The sequence below is a fragment of the Muribaculum sp. NM65_B17 genome (genome assembly GCF_004793735.1).
Classification (GTDB): domain Bacteria; phylum Bacteroidota; class Bacteroidia; order Bacteroidales; family Muribaculaceae; genus Muribaculum; species Muribaculum gordoncarteri.
The window spans coordinates 75,972-91,350 of sequence record NZ_SRYY01000007.1; the positions used below are offsets into that span (position 1 = coordinate 75,972).

The 15,379-nt window shown below is 46.8% G+C and carries 11 protein-coding genes and 1 other RNA gene; 10 read left to right on the top strand and 2 right to left on the bottom strand.

Annotated features, from left to right (window positions below):
* Positions 1 to 102 precede the first annotated feature (102 nt).
* The 7 genes from E5354_RS10970 to E5354_RS11000 are packed head-to-tail and all read left to right on the top strand — an operon-like array spanning position 103 to position 10,682.
* The gene (locus E5354_RS10970; RefSeq protein WP_135947493.1) at positions 103 to 3,078 is read left to right on the top strand and encodes a PEP/pyruvate-binding domain-containing protein; all 2,976 of its coding nucleotides are present in this window, start codon (positions 103 to 105) and stop codon (positions 3,076 to 3,078) included.
* 27 nt (positions 3,079 to 3,105) lie between these two features.
* On the top strand, positions 3,106 to 4,635 hold the full coding sequence (locus E5354_RS10975; RefSeq protein ID WP_135947494.1) for a hypothetical protein: 1,530 nt from the start codon (positions 3,106 to 3,108) through the stop codon (positions 4,633 to 4,635).
* A gap of 32 nt (positions 4,636 to 4,667) precedes the next feature.
* Positions 4,668 to 6,845, top strand: coding sequence for a S9 family peptidase (locus tag E5354_RS10980; RefSeq protein ID WP_135947495.1), 2,178 nt, complete (start codon positions 4,668 to 4,670; stop codon positions 6,843 to 6,845).
* 10 nt (positions 6,846 to 6,855) lie between these two features.
* Positions 6,856 to 8,175, top strand: coding sequence for a hypothetical protein (locus E5354_RS10985; RefSeq protein WP_135947496.1), 1,320 nt, complete (start codon positions 6,856 to 6,858; stop codon positions 8,173 to 8,175).
* Positions 8,153 to 9,088, top strand: a complete 936-nt coding sequence (gene miaA, locus E5354_RS10990) for a tRNA (adenosine(37)-N6)-dimethylallyltransferase MiaA (protein WP_123396970.1) — start codon at positions 8,153 to 8,155, stop codon at positions 9,086 to 9,088. Before E5354_RS10985 ends, miaA begins: the two co-directional genes overlap by 23 nt.
* Positions 9,075 to 9,659, top strand: coding sequence for a sugar O-acetyltransferase (locus E5354_RS10995; protein ID WP_135947497.1), 585 nt, complete (start codon positions 9,075 to 9,077; stop codon positions 9,657 to 9,659). Before miaA ends, E5354_RS10995 begins: the two co-directional genes overlap by 14 nt.
* 57 nt (positions 9,660 to 9,716) lie before the next feature.
* A complete protein-coding gene (locus tag E5354_RS11000) occupies positions 9,717 to 10,682 on the top strand; it encodes a hypothetical protein (RefSeq protein WP_135947498.1) in 966 nt (321 codons plus the stop codon).
* Position 10,683: 1 nt separating this feature from the next.
* On the opposite strand, the gene E5354_RS11005 is transcribed toward E5354_RS11000, so the two are convergent.
* Complete coding sequence (locus tag E5354_RS11005) at positions 10,684 to 11,112, bottom strand: hypothetical protein (protein ID WP_123396973.1); 429 nt, start codon at positions 11,110 to 11,112, stop codon at positions 10,684 to 10,686.
* 236 nt (positions 11,113 to 11,348) lie between these two features.
* The gene (locus E5354_RS11010) at positions 11,349 to 12,794 is read right to left on the bottom strand and encodes a Na+/H+ antiporter NhaC family protein (protein WP_123396974.1); all 1,446 of its coding nucleotides are present in this window, start codon (positions 12,792 to 12,794) and stop codon (positions 11,349 to 11,351) included.
* A gap of 187 nt (positions 12,795 to 12,981) precedes the next feature.
* On the opposite strand from E5354_RS11010, the gene ssrA reads away from it, so the two are divergent.
* The 3 genes from ssrA to E5354_RS11025 all read left to right on the top strand — a co-directional run bounded on the left by ssrA (position 12,982) and on the right by E5354_RS11025 (position 15,213).
* Positions 12,982 to 13,380, top strand: a transfer-messenger RNA (tmRNA) gene (gene ssrA, locus E5354_RS11015).
* Positions 13,381 to 13,559: 179 nt separating this feature from the next.
* On the top strand, positions 13,560 to 14,315 hold the full coding sequence (locus tag E5354_RS11020; RefSeq protein ID WP_135947499.1) for a type IV toxin-antitoxin system AbiEi family antitoxin: 756 nt from the start codon (positions 13,560 to 13,562) through the stop codon (positions 14,313 to 14,315).
* Positions 14,308 to 15,213: a nucleotidyl transferase AbiEii/AbiGii toxin family protein gene (locus E5354_RS11025; RefSeq protein WP_135947500.1), complete on the top strand. Its 906-nt coding sequence runs from the start codon at positions 14,308 to 14,310 to the stop codon at positions 15,211 to 15,213. The genes E5354_RS11020 and E5354_RS11025 overlap by 8 nt, the downstream gene beginning before the upstream one ends.
* The last annotated feature ends 166 nt before the right edge of the window (positions 15,214 to 15,379 follow it).

The following is a 15,379-nucleotide window of genomic DNA, read 5'->3' on the forward strand; positions in this document are numbered from 1 at the left end:
TTTTTGTTCGCTGTTTTTGTCAACGATGATTAAAAAATGTGGGCTTAAATTACTTAATATTATTATTTATTGCTAAATTTGTTATTCAAAATCTTGCAATAAATGAATGAGGAAAGTGTAAGCCAATTATATCTGAAAGATACTGCATTTCAGGACCTTATGCAGAGGCGCATATTCAACGTACTTCTTGTTGCTTCGCCTTACGACGCTTTCATGATGGAAGAGGACGGGCGTGTTGAGGAACAACTCTATTTTGAATACGTGGCGCTAAACCTTAGCTCGCCTCCGCGAGTCACTCGTGTATCTCGCCCGTCGGAAGCTCTCGACCTCCTTGCCGTAAAGCGATTCGACTTGATAATAATGATGCCTGGAATCGACCTTAGTGAAACTTTTGTCGGAGCCAAGGATATCAAGTCACGCTATCCCGATGTCCCTATAATCGTTCTCACGCCATTCTCCAAGGAGGTGTCGCGGCGACTTGCCAAAGAGGATTTGACGGCTGTCGACTATGTGTTCAGCTGGCTGGGAAATGTCGACCTGCTGCTTGCCATAATCAAGCTGCTTGAGGACAAGATGAATGCCGACAACGATATAAACGAAGTGGGAGTGCAGCTCATCTTGCTTGTCGAGGACTCGGTCAGGTTCTATTCGTCGGTATTGCCCACGCTTTATAAGTTCCTGCTTAAGCAGTCGCTTATATTCTCCACCGAGGCGCTCAATGAGCATGAGCAGATGCTGCGCATGCGCGGCCGTCCAAAAGTTATGCTTGCGCGTGACTACGAGGAGGCCGTGGCTCTCTATGAGCGCTACGGCAAGAATATGCTCGGTGTCATATCCGATGTGTCGTTCAAGCGTGAAGGCGTTAAGGATTCAAAGGCCGGTATCAAGCTCGCCAAATATCTGCGTGAGCGTGACCCTTATCTGCCCATAATAATGGAATCGTCGGAGGAGGAAAACGCACCTCTGGTAAAGGAATTCGGCGGCGCTTTCATTGACAAGAATTCCAAGAAATTCCCTGTCGACCTGGGAAATACCATAATGAAGGACTTCGGATTCGGTGACTTCATAATCCGTGACCCTGAAACGGGCGAGGAGTTGCTGCGCATCCATGACCTGAAGGACCTTCAGCGGCACATCTTTGACATTCCGGCCAAGTCGTTGCTGTATCATGCTTCGTTCAACGACATTTCACGATGGCTTTATTCGCGTGCCATGTTTCCCATAGCCGAGGTGATTAAGAATCATCGGTTCCGTAACATCGAGGAGGCTCCGGCTGTGCGTCAGCTCTTCTTTGACTTGATTGTCAAGTATAGAAAGATGAAGAATCGTGGAGTTGTGGCTGTGTTCCGCAAGGATCGTTTTGACCACTATTCCAACTTTGCGAGAATAGGGCAGGGGTCGCTTGGAGGAAAGGGCCGCGGCCTTGCCTTCATCGACTCGATAATAAAGAAGAATCCTATATGTGACAACTATGACGGCGTTACGTTGACAATTCCGCGCACTGTCGTGATATGTACCGACATATTCGATGAGTTCATGGAAACCAACAACCTCTATCCTGTAGCGTTGTCCGACATTCCTGACGAGAAGATTCTTAAATACTTCCTTCAGGCTCGTCTGCCCGAGCGTCTGATAGAGGATTTCTTCGCTCTGTTTGAGGTTGTCGACAAGCCTCTTGCCATTCGTAGCTCGAGTTTGCTTGAGGACTCTCATTACCAGCCGTTTGCCGGAATATATTCAACCTACATGATTCCTCATGTCGACGACCGTTACGAGATGCTCGCCATGCTCGGCGATGCAATAAAGAGCGTCTACGCATCGGTGTTCTATGCCGACAGCAAAGCCTATATGACGGCGACAAGCAATGTCATCGACCAGGAGAAAATGGCCGTTATCATACAGGAGGTCGTTGGAAAGCAGGTGGGCGACTATTATTTCCCCTCGTTCTCGGGAGTAGGACGCTCGCTTAACTACTATCCGATTAACGATGAAATTCCCGAGGACGGCGTTACGGAAGTGGCCGTGGGACTCGGTAAATATATAGTCGACGGTGGGTTGAGCCTCAGGTTTTCACCACGTCACGCCGACAAGGTGTTGCAAACATCGACGCTCGATCTTGCGTTACGTGACACACAGACCAAGTTCTACGCTCTTGACATGAAGCGTGGCGTCGAGGCTGACTTCAAGGTCGACGACGGGTTCAATATCGCAAAGCTGCGCATACAGGATGTAGCTCAGACGGGAGCCCTTCGTTACATGGTGTCAACTTACGATTTCCGTGATCAGGTGATTCGTGACAGCGATTTCGGTGAGGGCCGTCGTGTGGTGACATTCGCCAACATCCTTCAGCACAAGGTGTTCCCCCTTGCCGAGATAGTCGATTTCATGCTTACTAAGGGCCAGGAAGAGATGGGGCGCCCTGTTGAGATTGAATTTGCCGGAGTGTTGGATGTCGATGCTCGTGGCAAGGGCTCGCTGTATTGGCTTCAGATAAGGCCTATCGTTGAGCGTAAGGACATCGTGGATGAGAGCATTCTCGGGCTTCCCGATGAGAAAGTTTTGCTTAGAAGCAACACGGCATTGGGTCACGGCAACATCGACAATGTGGATACGGTGGTGTATGTAAGACCCGAAAACTTCTCATCGTCAAATAATTCTCTGATAGCGCGTGAAATTGAAAAAATAAATCGTAACTTTACGGAGCGTAACGAAGGCTATGTCCTCATTGGTCCCGGACGATGGGGTTCAAGCGACACTGCGCTCGGCATACCGGTTAAATGGCCTCACATTTCATCGGCGCGTCTTATTGTTGAGTCATCGCTTAAGAACTATCGCATAGAACCGAGCCAGGGAACTCATTTCTTCCAAAACCTGACATCGTTTGGTGTCGGATACTTTACGATCGACCCGTCGTCTAACGACGGTATATATGATGTCGATTTCCTCAACGGTTGTGATGCCGTTTATGAAAGCGACTTCATCAGGATAGTGAAGTTCCCGGCTCTGCTTACAATCGGCATTAATGGCCGTAAAGGCTCCGGAGTTGTTGTGAAGCCTGAAGTTAACACTTCGATATAGTACTAATTTTTATAGCAATATTGCGTTATGTCCTTTTTTAAGACATTGAAAAGAGCTTTCGGTTTCGGCAGCGACGACGAATACGAGGAGTATGAAGTCGATGATGTTGCCGTAGACAACAATTATAATTCAAGTGACGAGCCTGAAACATTGTCGCCTCAGCCACCTGCCAAAGCGGATGTCGATGTGGAGAATATCGACTTCCCGCTTACTGTTTTTGACAGCCTTCTGGAGGTATTCAACAATGCACAGCCCGACTTCATCAAGAATTGTATTGACATAGAGGCTCAGCGTAAGTATCTGTATGATTCGCTCGACGGATCATTCAAGGAGTATATCGAAGGAATCAAGTCACGCCTTCGTCAGGAGGGTGACTCGCGCATAGCTCAAGACCGCGAAACGTTGCAGGCCGAAATCGGTAAATTGCAGTCACGTTGTGCTGCCGTTGAAGGAAAGGAAGAGCAATGGACGCAACAGCGGTTGAGTGCCGACCGACAGAAGCGTGCATTGGCCGACAAGGTACAGGAGCTTGAACGCCGCATCCTTGAGTTGCAAGCCGAGAACGAGCAGTATCAGCTTGAAAACAAAAGCCTTGTCAATAAAGTGAAGGCTTCGGGCGTGCGCGATAATGACCTTGTCGAGATGCGGGGGCAGATGGACGCAATGCGTCAGCAGCTTGAAAAGTCAAAGTCGGAAAACTCAAATACCGAATTGCAGGAAGAGAACACAAGGTTGATTTCAGCCCTTGAACGCGTCGAGGCCGAGTTGAAGGAAAAGCAGAACGACATCCAGGACTTGAATCGCCGCATAACATCGATGAATGTTTCGAGCGCAATGCGTGAAGCCGAAGTCGCCTCACTTAAAAAGGAGGTCGAGAAGGAGGTGAAGGAGCGTGAATCGAAGGAGGAGTTGTTCAAGACCCGTATGTCGATGTCCGACAACATGATTAACGACCTTCGCAACCGGTTGGCCCAGTCACGCCATGAAATGGAGGAGCATGTAAATGCCAATAACGAAATCAACGAGCGTTATCGTTCAACTCTCGAAGAGCTTGAAGCCTGTCGTGAGGAGTTGAAAGAGGCCAACGACAATCTTGAGATTGCAGCCGATGTCCAGGACAAGATTGAGCAGTGTGAGGCAATCATAAACAAGCGTAACGAGCGCATAAGCGCGCTTAAGGCTGAAAAGGAGTCGATGACCGACCAAATAGCCCGATTGGAGAAGGAAAATGAAACCCTGAAAACGACAATCGAGCGAAATCTCCACGACAGAGCCGCTTCCGAAACTGAGTTGCGTAATGAGATAGAAGCTCTCAAGCGTGTATCGGAGGAGGCTGCTGCAACAACTCCGGTTAACGACAAGACGCGACGCCGTAAGAAGGCTCCCAAAATATCGGCGATAGATGAAAGCCTTAATGATACTGAATGGTTGATTGCAACGCCCCCCGAGGGTGTAGTCGCAAAGGCTACGGGCGTAAGCTCCGACTCCGACTTCGGTTATCAGGAACCGCAACGCAAGTCGGCTCCCGACAATTCGGCGCAGATGTCGCTGTTTTAAGATGTTTATTTCGATAGTAAAGTTTCAATATTATGAAGTTTAGATACTTATTGCTGTTTCCCCTGTTGATTCCGTCGGCGGCTTATGCCGTGACTGCCGATGACATAGCTCCCTATGTATATCCAGCCAATGCCGCAAAAGCGCCTTCCACCGTCACATATCTTGCCGATGGTAAAAACTGCCTCGCACTTGCCGATGACAATACCAAAATTGTAAAGTATGACATAAAGTCGGGAAAGGAGATTGAAGTTGTGCTCGATGCCGCAAATACGCGTGACAACCAAGTGAAGCGCATCGCGGCTTATGAACTGAGCCCCGACGAGTCCAAAATATTGATTTATGAAAAGTCGACTCCCGTTTATCGTCGTTCATTCAAGGCCGAGTATTACATATATGAGATACGACATAACGTATTGTCGCCCTTGAGCACCGAGCATCGCACACAGCAGTCGCCGATTTGGTCGCCCGACGGCCGCATGGTGGCTTTTGTGAGCGACAATAACATCTACTTGCGCAAGCTCGATTATAACACCGAAGTGGCCGTTACCACCGACGGACGCGTTAACGAGGTTATAAACGGTGTTCCCGACTGGACCTATGAGGAGGAATTTTCCACCAATTGCTCCATGACATGGGCTCCCGACAATCTCACGCTTTGTTATCTGAAATACAATGAGAGCAATGTCCCGCTCTATTCGTTTCCGCTTTATCAGGGTACTTGCGATCCAATGAATCAATATGCACTCTACCCTGGAGCATATACCTATAAATATCCTGTCGCTGGAGAGCCAAACTCGATCGTAACGCTTCACAGTTATGATGTGGAAACGCGCAAGACCAAGAACATCGAGCTTTCCGACAGCCGCATCGAGTACATTCCTCGCATAAGCTATGCGCTCACTCCCGAGCGTCTTGTTGTGACTACCCTGAACCGTGCCCAGAATCGACTGGAAATGTACTTGATCAATCCTAAGTCCACCGTGAGCAAGTCGCTCTATGTCGATGAGGTGGCCGACGGATGGGTCGATGAATCAGCGTGGGAGATTACCCGTTATTATCCCGACTTTTTTGTAGTATCGTCGGAGCGTTCAGGCTACAATCATCTCTATCAGTACAGCTATTCCGGAGCGATGATGCGCCAGATAACTTCAGGCGACTATGATGTCACGGCATACTATGGTTACGATAATGTTCAGGGCGCCCACTATTTTCAGTCGACGATTAACGGTGCCATAAATCGCACCGTAAGCCGACTCGACGCTAAGGGCAAACTCACCACGATAGGGGAGGCCGAAGGAAGTTCGTCGGCAATCTTCTCTCCCGACATGGCCTTCTATACGATGTCCTACAGCAACATAACGACTCCTCCCGTTTACACGCTCAACAGCTCTAAAGGAGGCATGCTGAGAGTGCTTGAGGATAATTCCGACTACTTGTCACGTTATCCCGCGTTGCCGCAGCGTGAGTTTTTTACAATGAATTCCGACGGCAATACGTTGAACGGAATGATCTTGAAACCCGTTGATTTCACTCCGTCACGCAAATATCCGGTGATAATGTCACAGTACAGCGGTCCCGGTTCGCAGGAGGTCCTCAACAGGTGGCGAATGGATTGGGACTATTACTTTGTGTCGCAGGGTTACATTGTTATAAGTGTCGACGGACGCGGTACCGGAGGTCGAGGCAAGGCATTCAAGGATGTCGTGTATCGCAATCTCGGACATTATGAAACTATCGACCAGGTCAATGCGGCCCGTTATGCGGCTAATCTTCCCTATGTCGACGGTTCGCGCATAGGAATATATGGATGGAGTTATGGCGGATATGAAGCGCTTATGGCTGCTTCCGCATCCGATAATCCTTATAAGGCAGCTGTTGCTGTTGCTCCGGTAACCGACTGGCGCTACTATGACACTGTATATGCCGAGCGTTTTATGCTCACTCCGCGTGAAAACGAGGATGGCTATAATGAAAGCGCTCCGATAAATCGTGTAGGTGACATGAATTGCCGGCTTCTGCTCATGCACGGTACGGCTGATGACAATGTGCATCTGATGAACACTTTGCAGTATGTTTCGGCTTTGCAGTCCGAAGGCAAGATCTGTGACATGTTTCTCTTCCCTAACATGAACCATTCGATTTACGGATGTAATTCACGGAGTGTGGTCTATCTGAAAATGCTTGATTTCTTCAATAATAACTTAAAGTAGATAATTGATCATGCATAAACGCCGTAATCATGCCAACAACCGAGGAATATCGAGCCTGTGGAATCATTGGGCCATCTCGTTTGGCGCTATAAATTTTATAGTGTTTCTTTCGCCGATTGTATCCAAGGTGTGGCTGCCGGCGGTTGTGCTTATCCTTGAGCTCCTCTTTGTGGGCTTATTGAAAAACAAGGATGAAAAGGCGCCCGTGTGCAATCTGTTGCCCTTCCTTACTACCCGCATACTCTTCTTCACGGCTGTAATAATGGTGGGCATCAACATCTATTACATGGAGTTCATCGATCCGCAGGAGTATGTCATAGGACTCTCCAACCGTAAAATTCCCTATATTTCGGTTCTTGTCATTGCTCCTGTCACATTTGTGTTTTCTTTATGGATTTATCTGCGTCGTTCCCGATTGGCATTCTGTTTTCAGTGTCACATAAGGTACGGACTCCCTGCCGAGCGTGGATTTCTTGGGCGTATATTCAGTCATGAAAGCATCTATCAGATTAGATTGTTGATAATGTTGTCGGGTGCAATGACGCTATTCGGGTGGCTGTATTATTGGTTGTTCTATCATAATGTCAACTTGAATACGCCTGATCGATTCTTTTTTGTCTGGATTCCGGTGATATTATATGTGCTGTCGTTGATTTATCTGCGCTTGCGTTATATGGGCATTTATGCTTTCTATCGCAAGAATGTTGTGGGTGAGGACAACTACCGTGGCGATTCGACTCTGATTCGTTACATACTGTTGTGTGACGACAACATATTTCTGAAGGTGCCTGCCGATGAACTGTCTGACGAGAAGGTCGACACTCCGGCTAAAATGTATGTGCCTTATCGTGAGAAAGTGACCATGTATGATGCCGAACAGAATTTCAGAATGTTGTCGGGCCTGCATCGCAAGGTGGAAATAAAGTTCTTTTATGAGAATTTCAACTACTACTCCGACAGCAACATTTTCCACTACGCTTGCTTCTTCTCGGGGAAGTCGGAGCTTGATTCTTCGCGGTTGAAGGGCGTGTGGTGTACGCAGCATGAACTTCACGAAATGATGGCATCCAATAGACTTACTTCATTGATGAGGTCGGAAATGTTAAGGTTATATAACATCGTGGTTGCATGTAAGACATACAATCGTGACGGGTTTAGGTTATACGACATAAAGCACTATAAACCCACATTCCATCTTCACGACCTGAATAAGATGGATGTGAATTTCAATGACCCGGTGTGGCTTAGAGTTGTGAAGGACAATGCCGACAGCCATTTCTTCAAATTCAGAAAATTCTGGCGTAAATATGTTGAAGGATTTGAGGACTAAGCTGCTTGTCGTTACCGGTCCTACGGCATCGGGCAAGACTGCACGCGCCGTCGATCTTGCCCGTCATTTCGACGGGGAAATAATAAGTGCCGATTCCCGACAGATTTATCGCGGCATGGACTTGGGAACCGGAAAAGATTTGGACGAATACGGCACGGTGCCATATCATCTGATTGATATATGTCCGGCCGGCTATCGCTATAATCTCTACGAGTATCTGCGTGATTTCGATGCCGTGTACGACGACATTAAGAGTCGAGGAAAGCTGCCTATAATGTGCGGAGGCACGGGACTCTACGTGGAATCGGTGATAAGCGGAGTGAGGTTGCCTGAAGTGCCCGAAAACCGTGAACTGCGCGAATCGTTTGCCGGAAAGTCGCTGGATGAACTTACTGCAATATTAAGTGAGATAAAGGTTCTGCACAACACTACCGATGTCGACAGCTGCAAGCGGGCCATACGCGCGATTGAGATTCAGCACTACTATCGCGAGCATCCCGACGAGGCGGTGCTGACCGAGCCGCATCCCATGAGCGACGTGACGATTATAGGTGTCGACATTGACCGCAATTCGAGGCGCAAACGCATATCGGCTCGTCTTAAAGCCCGTCTTGACTCGGGAATGGTCGATGAGGTGCGCCGGTTGATTGAGCAGGGAGTAGCTCCCGACGACTTGATATACTACGGACTTGAGTACAAGTATCTGACCCGTTACGTGGTGGGCGATATGAGTTATGACGACATGGTGCGCGAGCTTGAAATCGCGATACATCAGTTTGCCAAACGCCAGATGACTTGGTTCCGAGGCATGGAGCGCCGAGGCTATCACATACATTGGCTTCCGTGGGATATGCCCGATGTTGATTTTGTCGAATCGATAGAGAAAATAATTTGCAATAATGGACAGTCTTGAATTGATGCGAAGCGGATGCTGGCACAACGGGTTTACTAATGAAATATTTGAGGCGCTGATAAGAGCCGAGGAACTATGTTTTCAATACAATTCATTGTCGCCTCGGCAGCGTGACAGCCGTCATGACATTATGCGCGGTCTTATCGGCAAGATTGAGGAGCCCTTCGACATCCACAGTCCGTTTCACTGCGATTTTGGAACAAATATCACCATAGGCCCGAATTTTGTAGGCAACTATAATCTCACAATACTCGACGAAGCTCAGGTCACGATAGGCAGTAACGTGTTCATCGGCCCCAATGTAGGCATATATACGGTAATTCACGCCCTTGATCATCATCAGCGTAACGAGGGCATAATGCGCTCCAAGCCGGTCACTATAGGCGACAACGTGTGGATTGGCGCAGGGGTTACGATTCTACCCGGAGTCACTATTGGAGAGCGTGCGGTTATAGGTGCCGGAAGTGTTGTCACTCACGACATTCCTGCAGGTGTGCTCGCTTTCGGCAATCCATGCAAGGTTGTGCGTGACATTTCCGACAGCGACACTGTCAGTGACATAAAAGAGTGAGTCGGAGGTTGCCGATCAACCGTCGATTCATCCTCATATCGTAAATATTACATCACCATGAAACATCTCTTCTCAATTATCCTGGCTATTGCCGTTGTGTTTTCATGCAATTCACAAAAGCGTGAATACTATGACCCGTTGTCGTGGGGCGACAACACCCCGGAATTCAATGTCGATACTTCAGGCGTGTTCATTGCCGTTGAAGCTAGCGGAGAGCTGAAGGGTGTGAAGGAACGGCGAGGTTCGTCCAAGGAATGGTGGGGAATAGCCTGGAACTATGTCGACGATGCAAATTGCTGCATGGCGAGAATCGGAGTCAGGAACACTGATTTTGGTGATTTGACCGACTCAAGAGTACTCGACCTGACGGTTGTAGAGAGGCATAACGGTGAGGAGGCGGTTAAGCATGTCACCACGCTGGAGCGCGGTGTGAGCCTTCAAAAAGGTGCCAATTCGCTTGCTGTGGAGTGGGAGAGTGGGCGGATGAAGCTGTTTATAGGCGCTAAGGAGCCGGAGCTTGTCATGGATGTTGAATGCCCTAAGCCGGTGGAGCCTCAATGTGCGATTCTATACAGCGGCCGATTTAAGCTATTGTCATTGGTTACTGAGTCGGAGGAAAATAAGCCCCGATTGTTGACGAGCACCTATTCAAGGACGGTGCTTGATGAACGATTTGCCTCAAGTGTCGATCCTCTTGAGGGTTATTGGAGCTATCTTGACCGGGAAACCGATGATTCTCGGGCTCGGTTGGGAGGCCGTTATGATCTGGCTATAGTGAAGGAGGGTGATGAATATGTGCTGTTGTATGTGGACGGTGCCGAGGTCAATTCATCCATGTGGAAACCCATGATGATAAAAGGTAGCATGAAGCCGACTCCCTTCAAGTCGCATTACGACCTTACGTGGTATGACAGCATGATGGAGCCTATGGACGACGATACGTTCTCGATGGTTGACGGTGACATGATATTGACGCTTAAATTCCCTGTATATCGCAGTCAATTGAGATTTTATAAGCGATAGCCTATTTCATCCTGATTTCGCTTATTTTTCCTGTTTCGTAAATGTAATCCACTGTACAGCCCTTGAGCGTTAGCATGCAGTTGCGTGCGTTGTTGGAGGCTACATATACATCGTCGAGCGCTTCAAGGCTTTCTATGTACTGATATAGAGCCGGCGGGAGTTGGTCGTATAGAAATACTTGTGGCAGCACTTCTCCGTTTCCGTTTATTAAGGTCCAATGGTAGTTGCTGTCAAATGTAAGTGACGCTCCGTTTTTTACCGTTACATAGTATTCTCCGTTATGCTCCGAGTAGCTGCTTATTGTTGATGACGGATAGTAGGTCGACAGAAATTCCGAGATGGGACCGGGTAATTCGTCCCATAGACTGCTGCTGCATGAAAGGAGTATTAATAGTCCAACGATGGTGAAAAGATATTTACGGTGTACCATAGGATGTAGTATTAATGTATGATTATACAATAATAACACATTCAAGCATAATTAGTTCTTAATAACCGATGTTAACGTTGCCGATTGGCGACTATATCGGCATAATGTATGAAAATAGTCTAAGTTACGTGAGTTCCTTGAGATAATGCTAAAAAAGTTAAATGTTAAAAAAGGAACAATCCAATGGCGATGGATTGTTCCCTCTCACGTGTTTCTGATAATAGATTATTCTATATTTATGCTATTGCCTTATATGCAGGTTTGCGTATGCGGAACCCTACCCATGCTATGGCAATTGTGATGAGCGGACTCATTATATTGAATATGCAATAGGGCAGGTAATGCAGTGTGGCGACTCCGAGAACCGACGACTGGGTGAGTCCGCATGAGTTCCACGGAATCAGCACTGATGTAACCGAGGTGGAGTCCTCGATTGAACGGCTCAAAAGCCTTGGCTCCAATCGGTTGCGGTGGTAAAGATTGCGGTACAGATTACCGTTAAGTATTATGGAAAGATACTGGTCGCCAGTGCAGGCATTCAGCATAAGTCCCGTTCCCACGGTGGCCGAAACGATGCTCTGGGAGCGTTTAAGGCGTTTGGTCACCGAATGTGTGATTGTCGAAACCATTCCGGTGCCTATCATTACACCTCCGAATATCATTGCACACAGTATAAGTAATATGGTTGAAAGCATTCCCTTCATGCCTCCTGTCGACACAAGCGAGTCAAGCAGCTCATGGCCGGTGGGGACTGATGTTTCCGATGCAAGTATGTTGAATACGGCCTTTGCATGGATAAGCAGCGACGGATTGTCGGTGCCTTCAATCGTCGATAACAGCGACGGCTGGAACAGGAATATGCCTATGACACCCAACAGCGTGCTGAGCGCAAGTGTTGTAGTGGTGCCGAGCTTCATAACAAGCAACAGTATTGTGGCACAGGGGATGAGGAGTGTCCACGGAGTTATGTTGAACGTGGCATGAAGATAGCGCATCATGTCCGACGACTGTTCCTGCGAGGTGGGTGGAGTCAATATGCCCACTAATGCAAATACTGCAAGTGCTATGGCTATTGCCGGTACTGTGGTGATCATCATGTAACGTATGTGGGGAAACAGCTTTACGCCACAGGTCGATGACGCAAGAACCGTAGTGTCGGACAACGGTGATATTTTGTCGCCGAAATAGGCTCCCGATATTATGGCTCCGGCTATCCATCCCGGACTGTAGCCCCACACGGTGCCTATGCCCATGAATGCAACGCCTATGGTTGCTATGGTGGTCCAGGAGCTTCCGCTCAAAACCGAAATCAATGCGCACACTGCACAGGTTGTGAACAAAAACATCTTGGGATTAAGTGCCACAAGTCCGTAGTCGATAAGCGTAGGCACAACTCCGCTAAGCATCCATGTGGCCGATACGGTTCCTATCATCAACAAAATCGGCACTGTGGGAAGTATCTGTGATGCACTTTTCATCAGGCCTATGCGGAATGCTTTCATCGGACGGCGATAAAACACTATCGCTATAAGCAATGCTATCAACGCTCCGGTAAGAAGGATAGGTTGGCTCATATTTTGCACTGCATCAGCTCCGCTTGTGACAATGACTGCTACCAATCCGGAAATAAGAGCAGCAATAGGAATGAGTGATGCAACCAGCGAAGGTTGATGCGATTTCATTTTTCTAACAGATCTATTCAACTCTCTATTTTTATTTTTGGGTGCAAAGGTACCAATTATACTCCGTAATATATACTACAAAACTTTAATTAATCCATTAATGTACTGTAAAAGTGTTAAAAACTCGACAATTGCTATATTATCACATATAAATTAGTAAATTTGCATCCAATTACACAAAATCTACGGGGCTGACTGGCTTTGACAGCGTGTAGAGGTGGTGTGTAAGCATGCAGAGCAATGATGGCTACGCTCTATAATATGGGACATCAAAATTTTAAATGGCGAAAACAACTACGCTCTTGCTGCTTAATCGAAGTACAGTAGATTAGCTTAATCTTTGCCACAGTGGCGAAGACAAGACATCACCCGATTGTCCTTTTTCCGAGACGGATCGATAAGGTGGTGCAGGTAAATCGGGAATAGGAAGCCAAGAGCCTTGCGCGGTTTCCGAAATTTTAAAGGCTAAGGCAACGATTGGCGGTCTTGAACCTGTCATTGCCCTACAACCAAGTCAAGACTAAGCATGTAGAAAGCTCATTAACTCCACGTTTGGACGAGGGTTCAATCCCCTCCAGCTCCACAATATAGGTTCTAACCTCAACATATCATAGGTTAGGACTTTTTTATTTGACTGATTTTCAATATAATTGGGGGCAAATAAAAATTACTACTTACAATTATTCGTTACCAATTCATTTTCTGAAGAATACATTTGGTGTGTATTTATTTTAGTGCTATATTTGTAGTGTTAATAATTGCATAATGGGAACTAAGATAAATAATATACGCAGGCAAACTCCTTCTGACGGAATTCTGCTTACATCATGGCTTGAGAAATCAGGATTAAGCAGAAGCGAAATTTCCGATTATACCGAATCGGGATGGCTTCAACGTGTCGCCACCGGAGTTTATACCTTTGTCGGTGATAATCCGACTGTTTACGGGATACTTGCTTCATATCAAAGTCAAGGTACTCTTTCGTATCATATAGGAGCTGCCTCGGCATTGGAATTAAAAGGATTCTCTCATTATGTCGCTATGGGAAAACCTGCTGCTGTCATCTTCTCCCTGATAAGGCCGCGGCTTCCTAAATGGCTGAATTCGGCAGAACTTGATATGCGCATAGTAGAGGTTTCAACCAAAATTTTCGGAGAAGTAGGTGTCGAACAAATGGAATATAACGGTCGGCAATTAACATTGGCCGCACCCGAAAGAGCAATAATGGAATGTCTGTTGTTGTCGCCAACCCAATATAATCTGATGGATGTCTACTATTTAATGGAGATGCTCACTTCGCTTAGATCCGGTTTGGTTCAGCAACTCCTAGAGAATTGCACATCTGTAAAAGTAAAAAGAATGTTTTTATATATGGCTGAGAAAGCGGGACATCGTTGGTTCGTAAAACTTGACTTATCAAAGATTTCTCTTGGCTCCGGGACGAGGAGTTATTCAAAAGGGGGCGTGAAGAATGCCAAATATGATATTGTAATACCTAAAGAACTTGCCGACTATGAATGATGTGTATAAGAAGAAGGTGGAGCTTCTCCTAAGAATATTGCCGTTTGTTACGGATGAGGAGTGTTTCGCCATACATGGAGGAACCGCAATAAATCTGTTCGTGAAAAATCTTAACCGCCTTTCGGTAGACATTGATGTGACATATTTACCGCTAGAGGATAGAGCGACTAGTCTGAAGTATATTAATGAGGCGTTGATGAGAATTGCCGACAAAACCAAGCGAAGTTTTAGTGATATTAGAGTCATATCCCGTCTTGATATTTGTAAAATCACATGTGAAAGACAGGGCTGTCAGGTAAAGATAGAGGTCAATCAAACAAAGAGAGGTTTGGTATGCGGCGAGGCCAGATTATACCCTTTATGCGAAAAAGCTCAGAGGCTGTTCGGCATGGAAGTGGATGCCCGTATCGTGTCGTTGTCGCAACTGTATGGCGGCAAAATACCTGCTGCTCTTTCACGGCAGCATCCTCGGGATTTATTCGATGTGAAGCAAATGGACATTCCTCTGTCAGAAGTCAAGGATGGAATTATATATTGTCTACTTGGCAGCGACAGACCCATTCACGAATCCTTCTCTCCAAATTTTATAGATCAGAGGGAGGCAATGGAGAACCAGTTTGTGGGGATGAGCGATATTCCGTTCAGCTATGAGGAATTCGAGATGACAAGAAACAAGCTTATAAAAGGAGTCAACGACATTATGACCGAGGCTGACAAGAGATTTCTTGTCAGCTATGAGGAACTGACTGTCAACCGAGAGGAAAGTCCGTATTCGATGTTCTTTGATTTTCCATCCGTCAAATGGAAGATTCAGAATCTACAAAAACTCAAGACGACCAATCCTCGGAAACTTAAGGCTGAAGCCAATAAGCTCAGGCTCATTTTGGGAATTGAGTGATGTTTAACACTAGGCATAAGAATCGTTAAAACGAACCTCAGATTTGTTTTATGGCTAAAATTCACTACCTTGGCATTATGTAAAAACGCCTCGTTATTGCATCACCAAGAGGACCGACAAGAATGACTGATTTTTCGTCACCATCTCTGTTCCCTATAATCATTGA

What these genes read in the sequence shown, in the direction of transcription:
- E5354_RS11005 (WP_123396973.1), bottom strand. Translation starts at nt 11,112, where the DNA reads ATGGTACACCGTAAATATCTTTTCACCATCGTTGGACTATTAATACTC.
- miaA (WP_123396970.1), top strand. Translation starts at nt 8,153, where the DNA reads ATGTTGAAGGATTTGAGGACTAAGCTGCTTGTCGTTACCGGTCCTACG.
- E5354_RS10995 (WP_135947497.1), top strand. Translation starts at nt 9,075, where the DNA reads ATGGACAGTCTTGAATTGATGCGAAGCGGATGCTGGCACAACGGGTTT.
- E5354_RS10975 (WP_135947494.1), top strand. Translation starts at nt 3,106, where the DNA reads ATGTCCTTTTTTAAGACATTGAAAAGAGCTTTCGGTTTCGGCAGCGAC.
- E5354_RS10985 (WP_135947496.1), top strand. Translation starts at nt 6,856, where the DNA reads ATGCATAAACGCCGTAATCATGCCAACAACCGAGGAATATCGAGCCTG.
- E5354_RS10980 (WP_135947495.1), top strand. Translation starts at nt 4,668, where the DNA reads ATGAAGTTTAGATACTTATTGCTGTTTCCCCTGTTGATTCCGTCGGCG.
- E5354_RS11020 (WP_135947499.1), top strand. Translation starts at nt 13,560, where the DNA reads ATGGGAACTAAGATAAATAATATACGCAGGCAAACTCCTTCTGACGGA.
- E5354_RS11025 (WP_135947500.1), top strand. Translation starts at nt 14,308, where the DNA reads ATGAATGATGTGTATAAGAAGAAGGTGGAGCTTCTCCTAAGAATATTG.
- E5354_RS11000 (WP_135947498.1), top strand. Translation starts at nt 9,717, where the DNA reads ATGAAACATCTCTTCTCAATTATCCTGGCTATTGCCGTTGTGTTTTCA.
- E5354_RS11010 (WP_123396974.1), bottom strand. Translation starts at nt 12,794, where the DNA reads ATGAAATCGCATCAACCTTCGCTGGTTGCATCACTCATTCCTATTGCT.
- E5354_RS10970 (WP_135947493.1), top strand. Translation starts at nt 103, where the DNA reads ATGAATGAGGAAAGTGTAAGCCAATTATATCTGAAAGATACTGCATTT.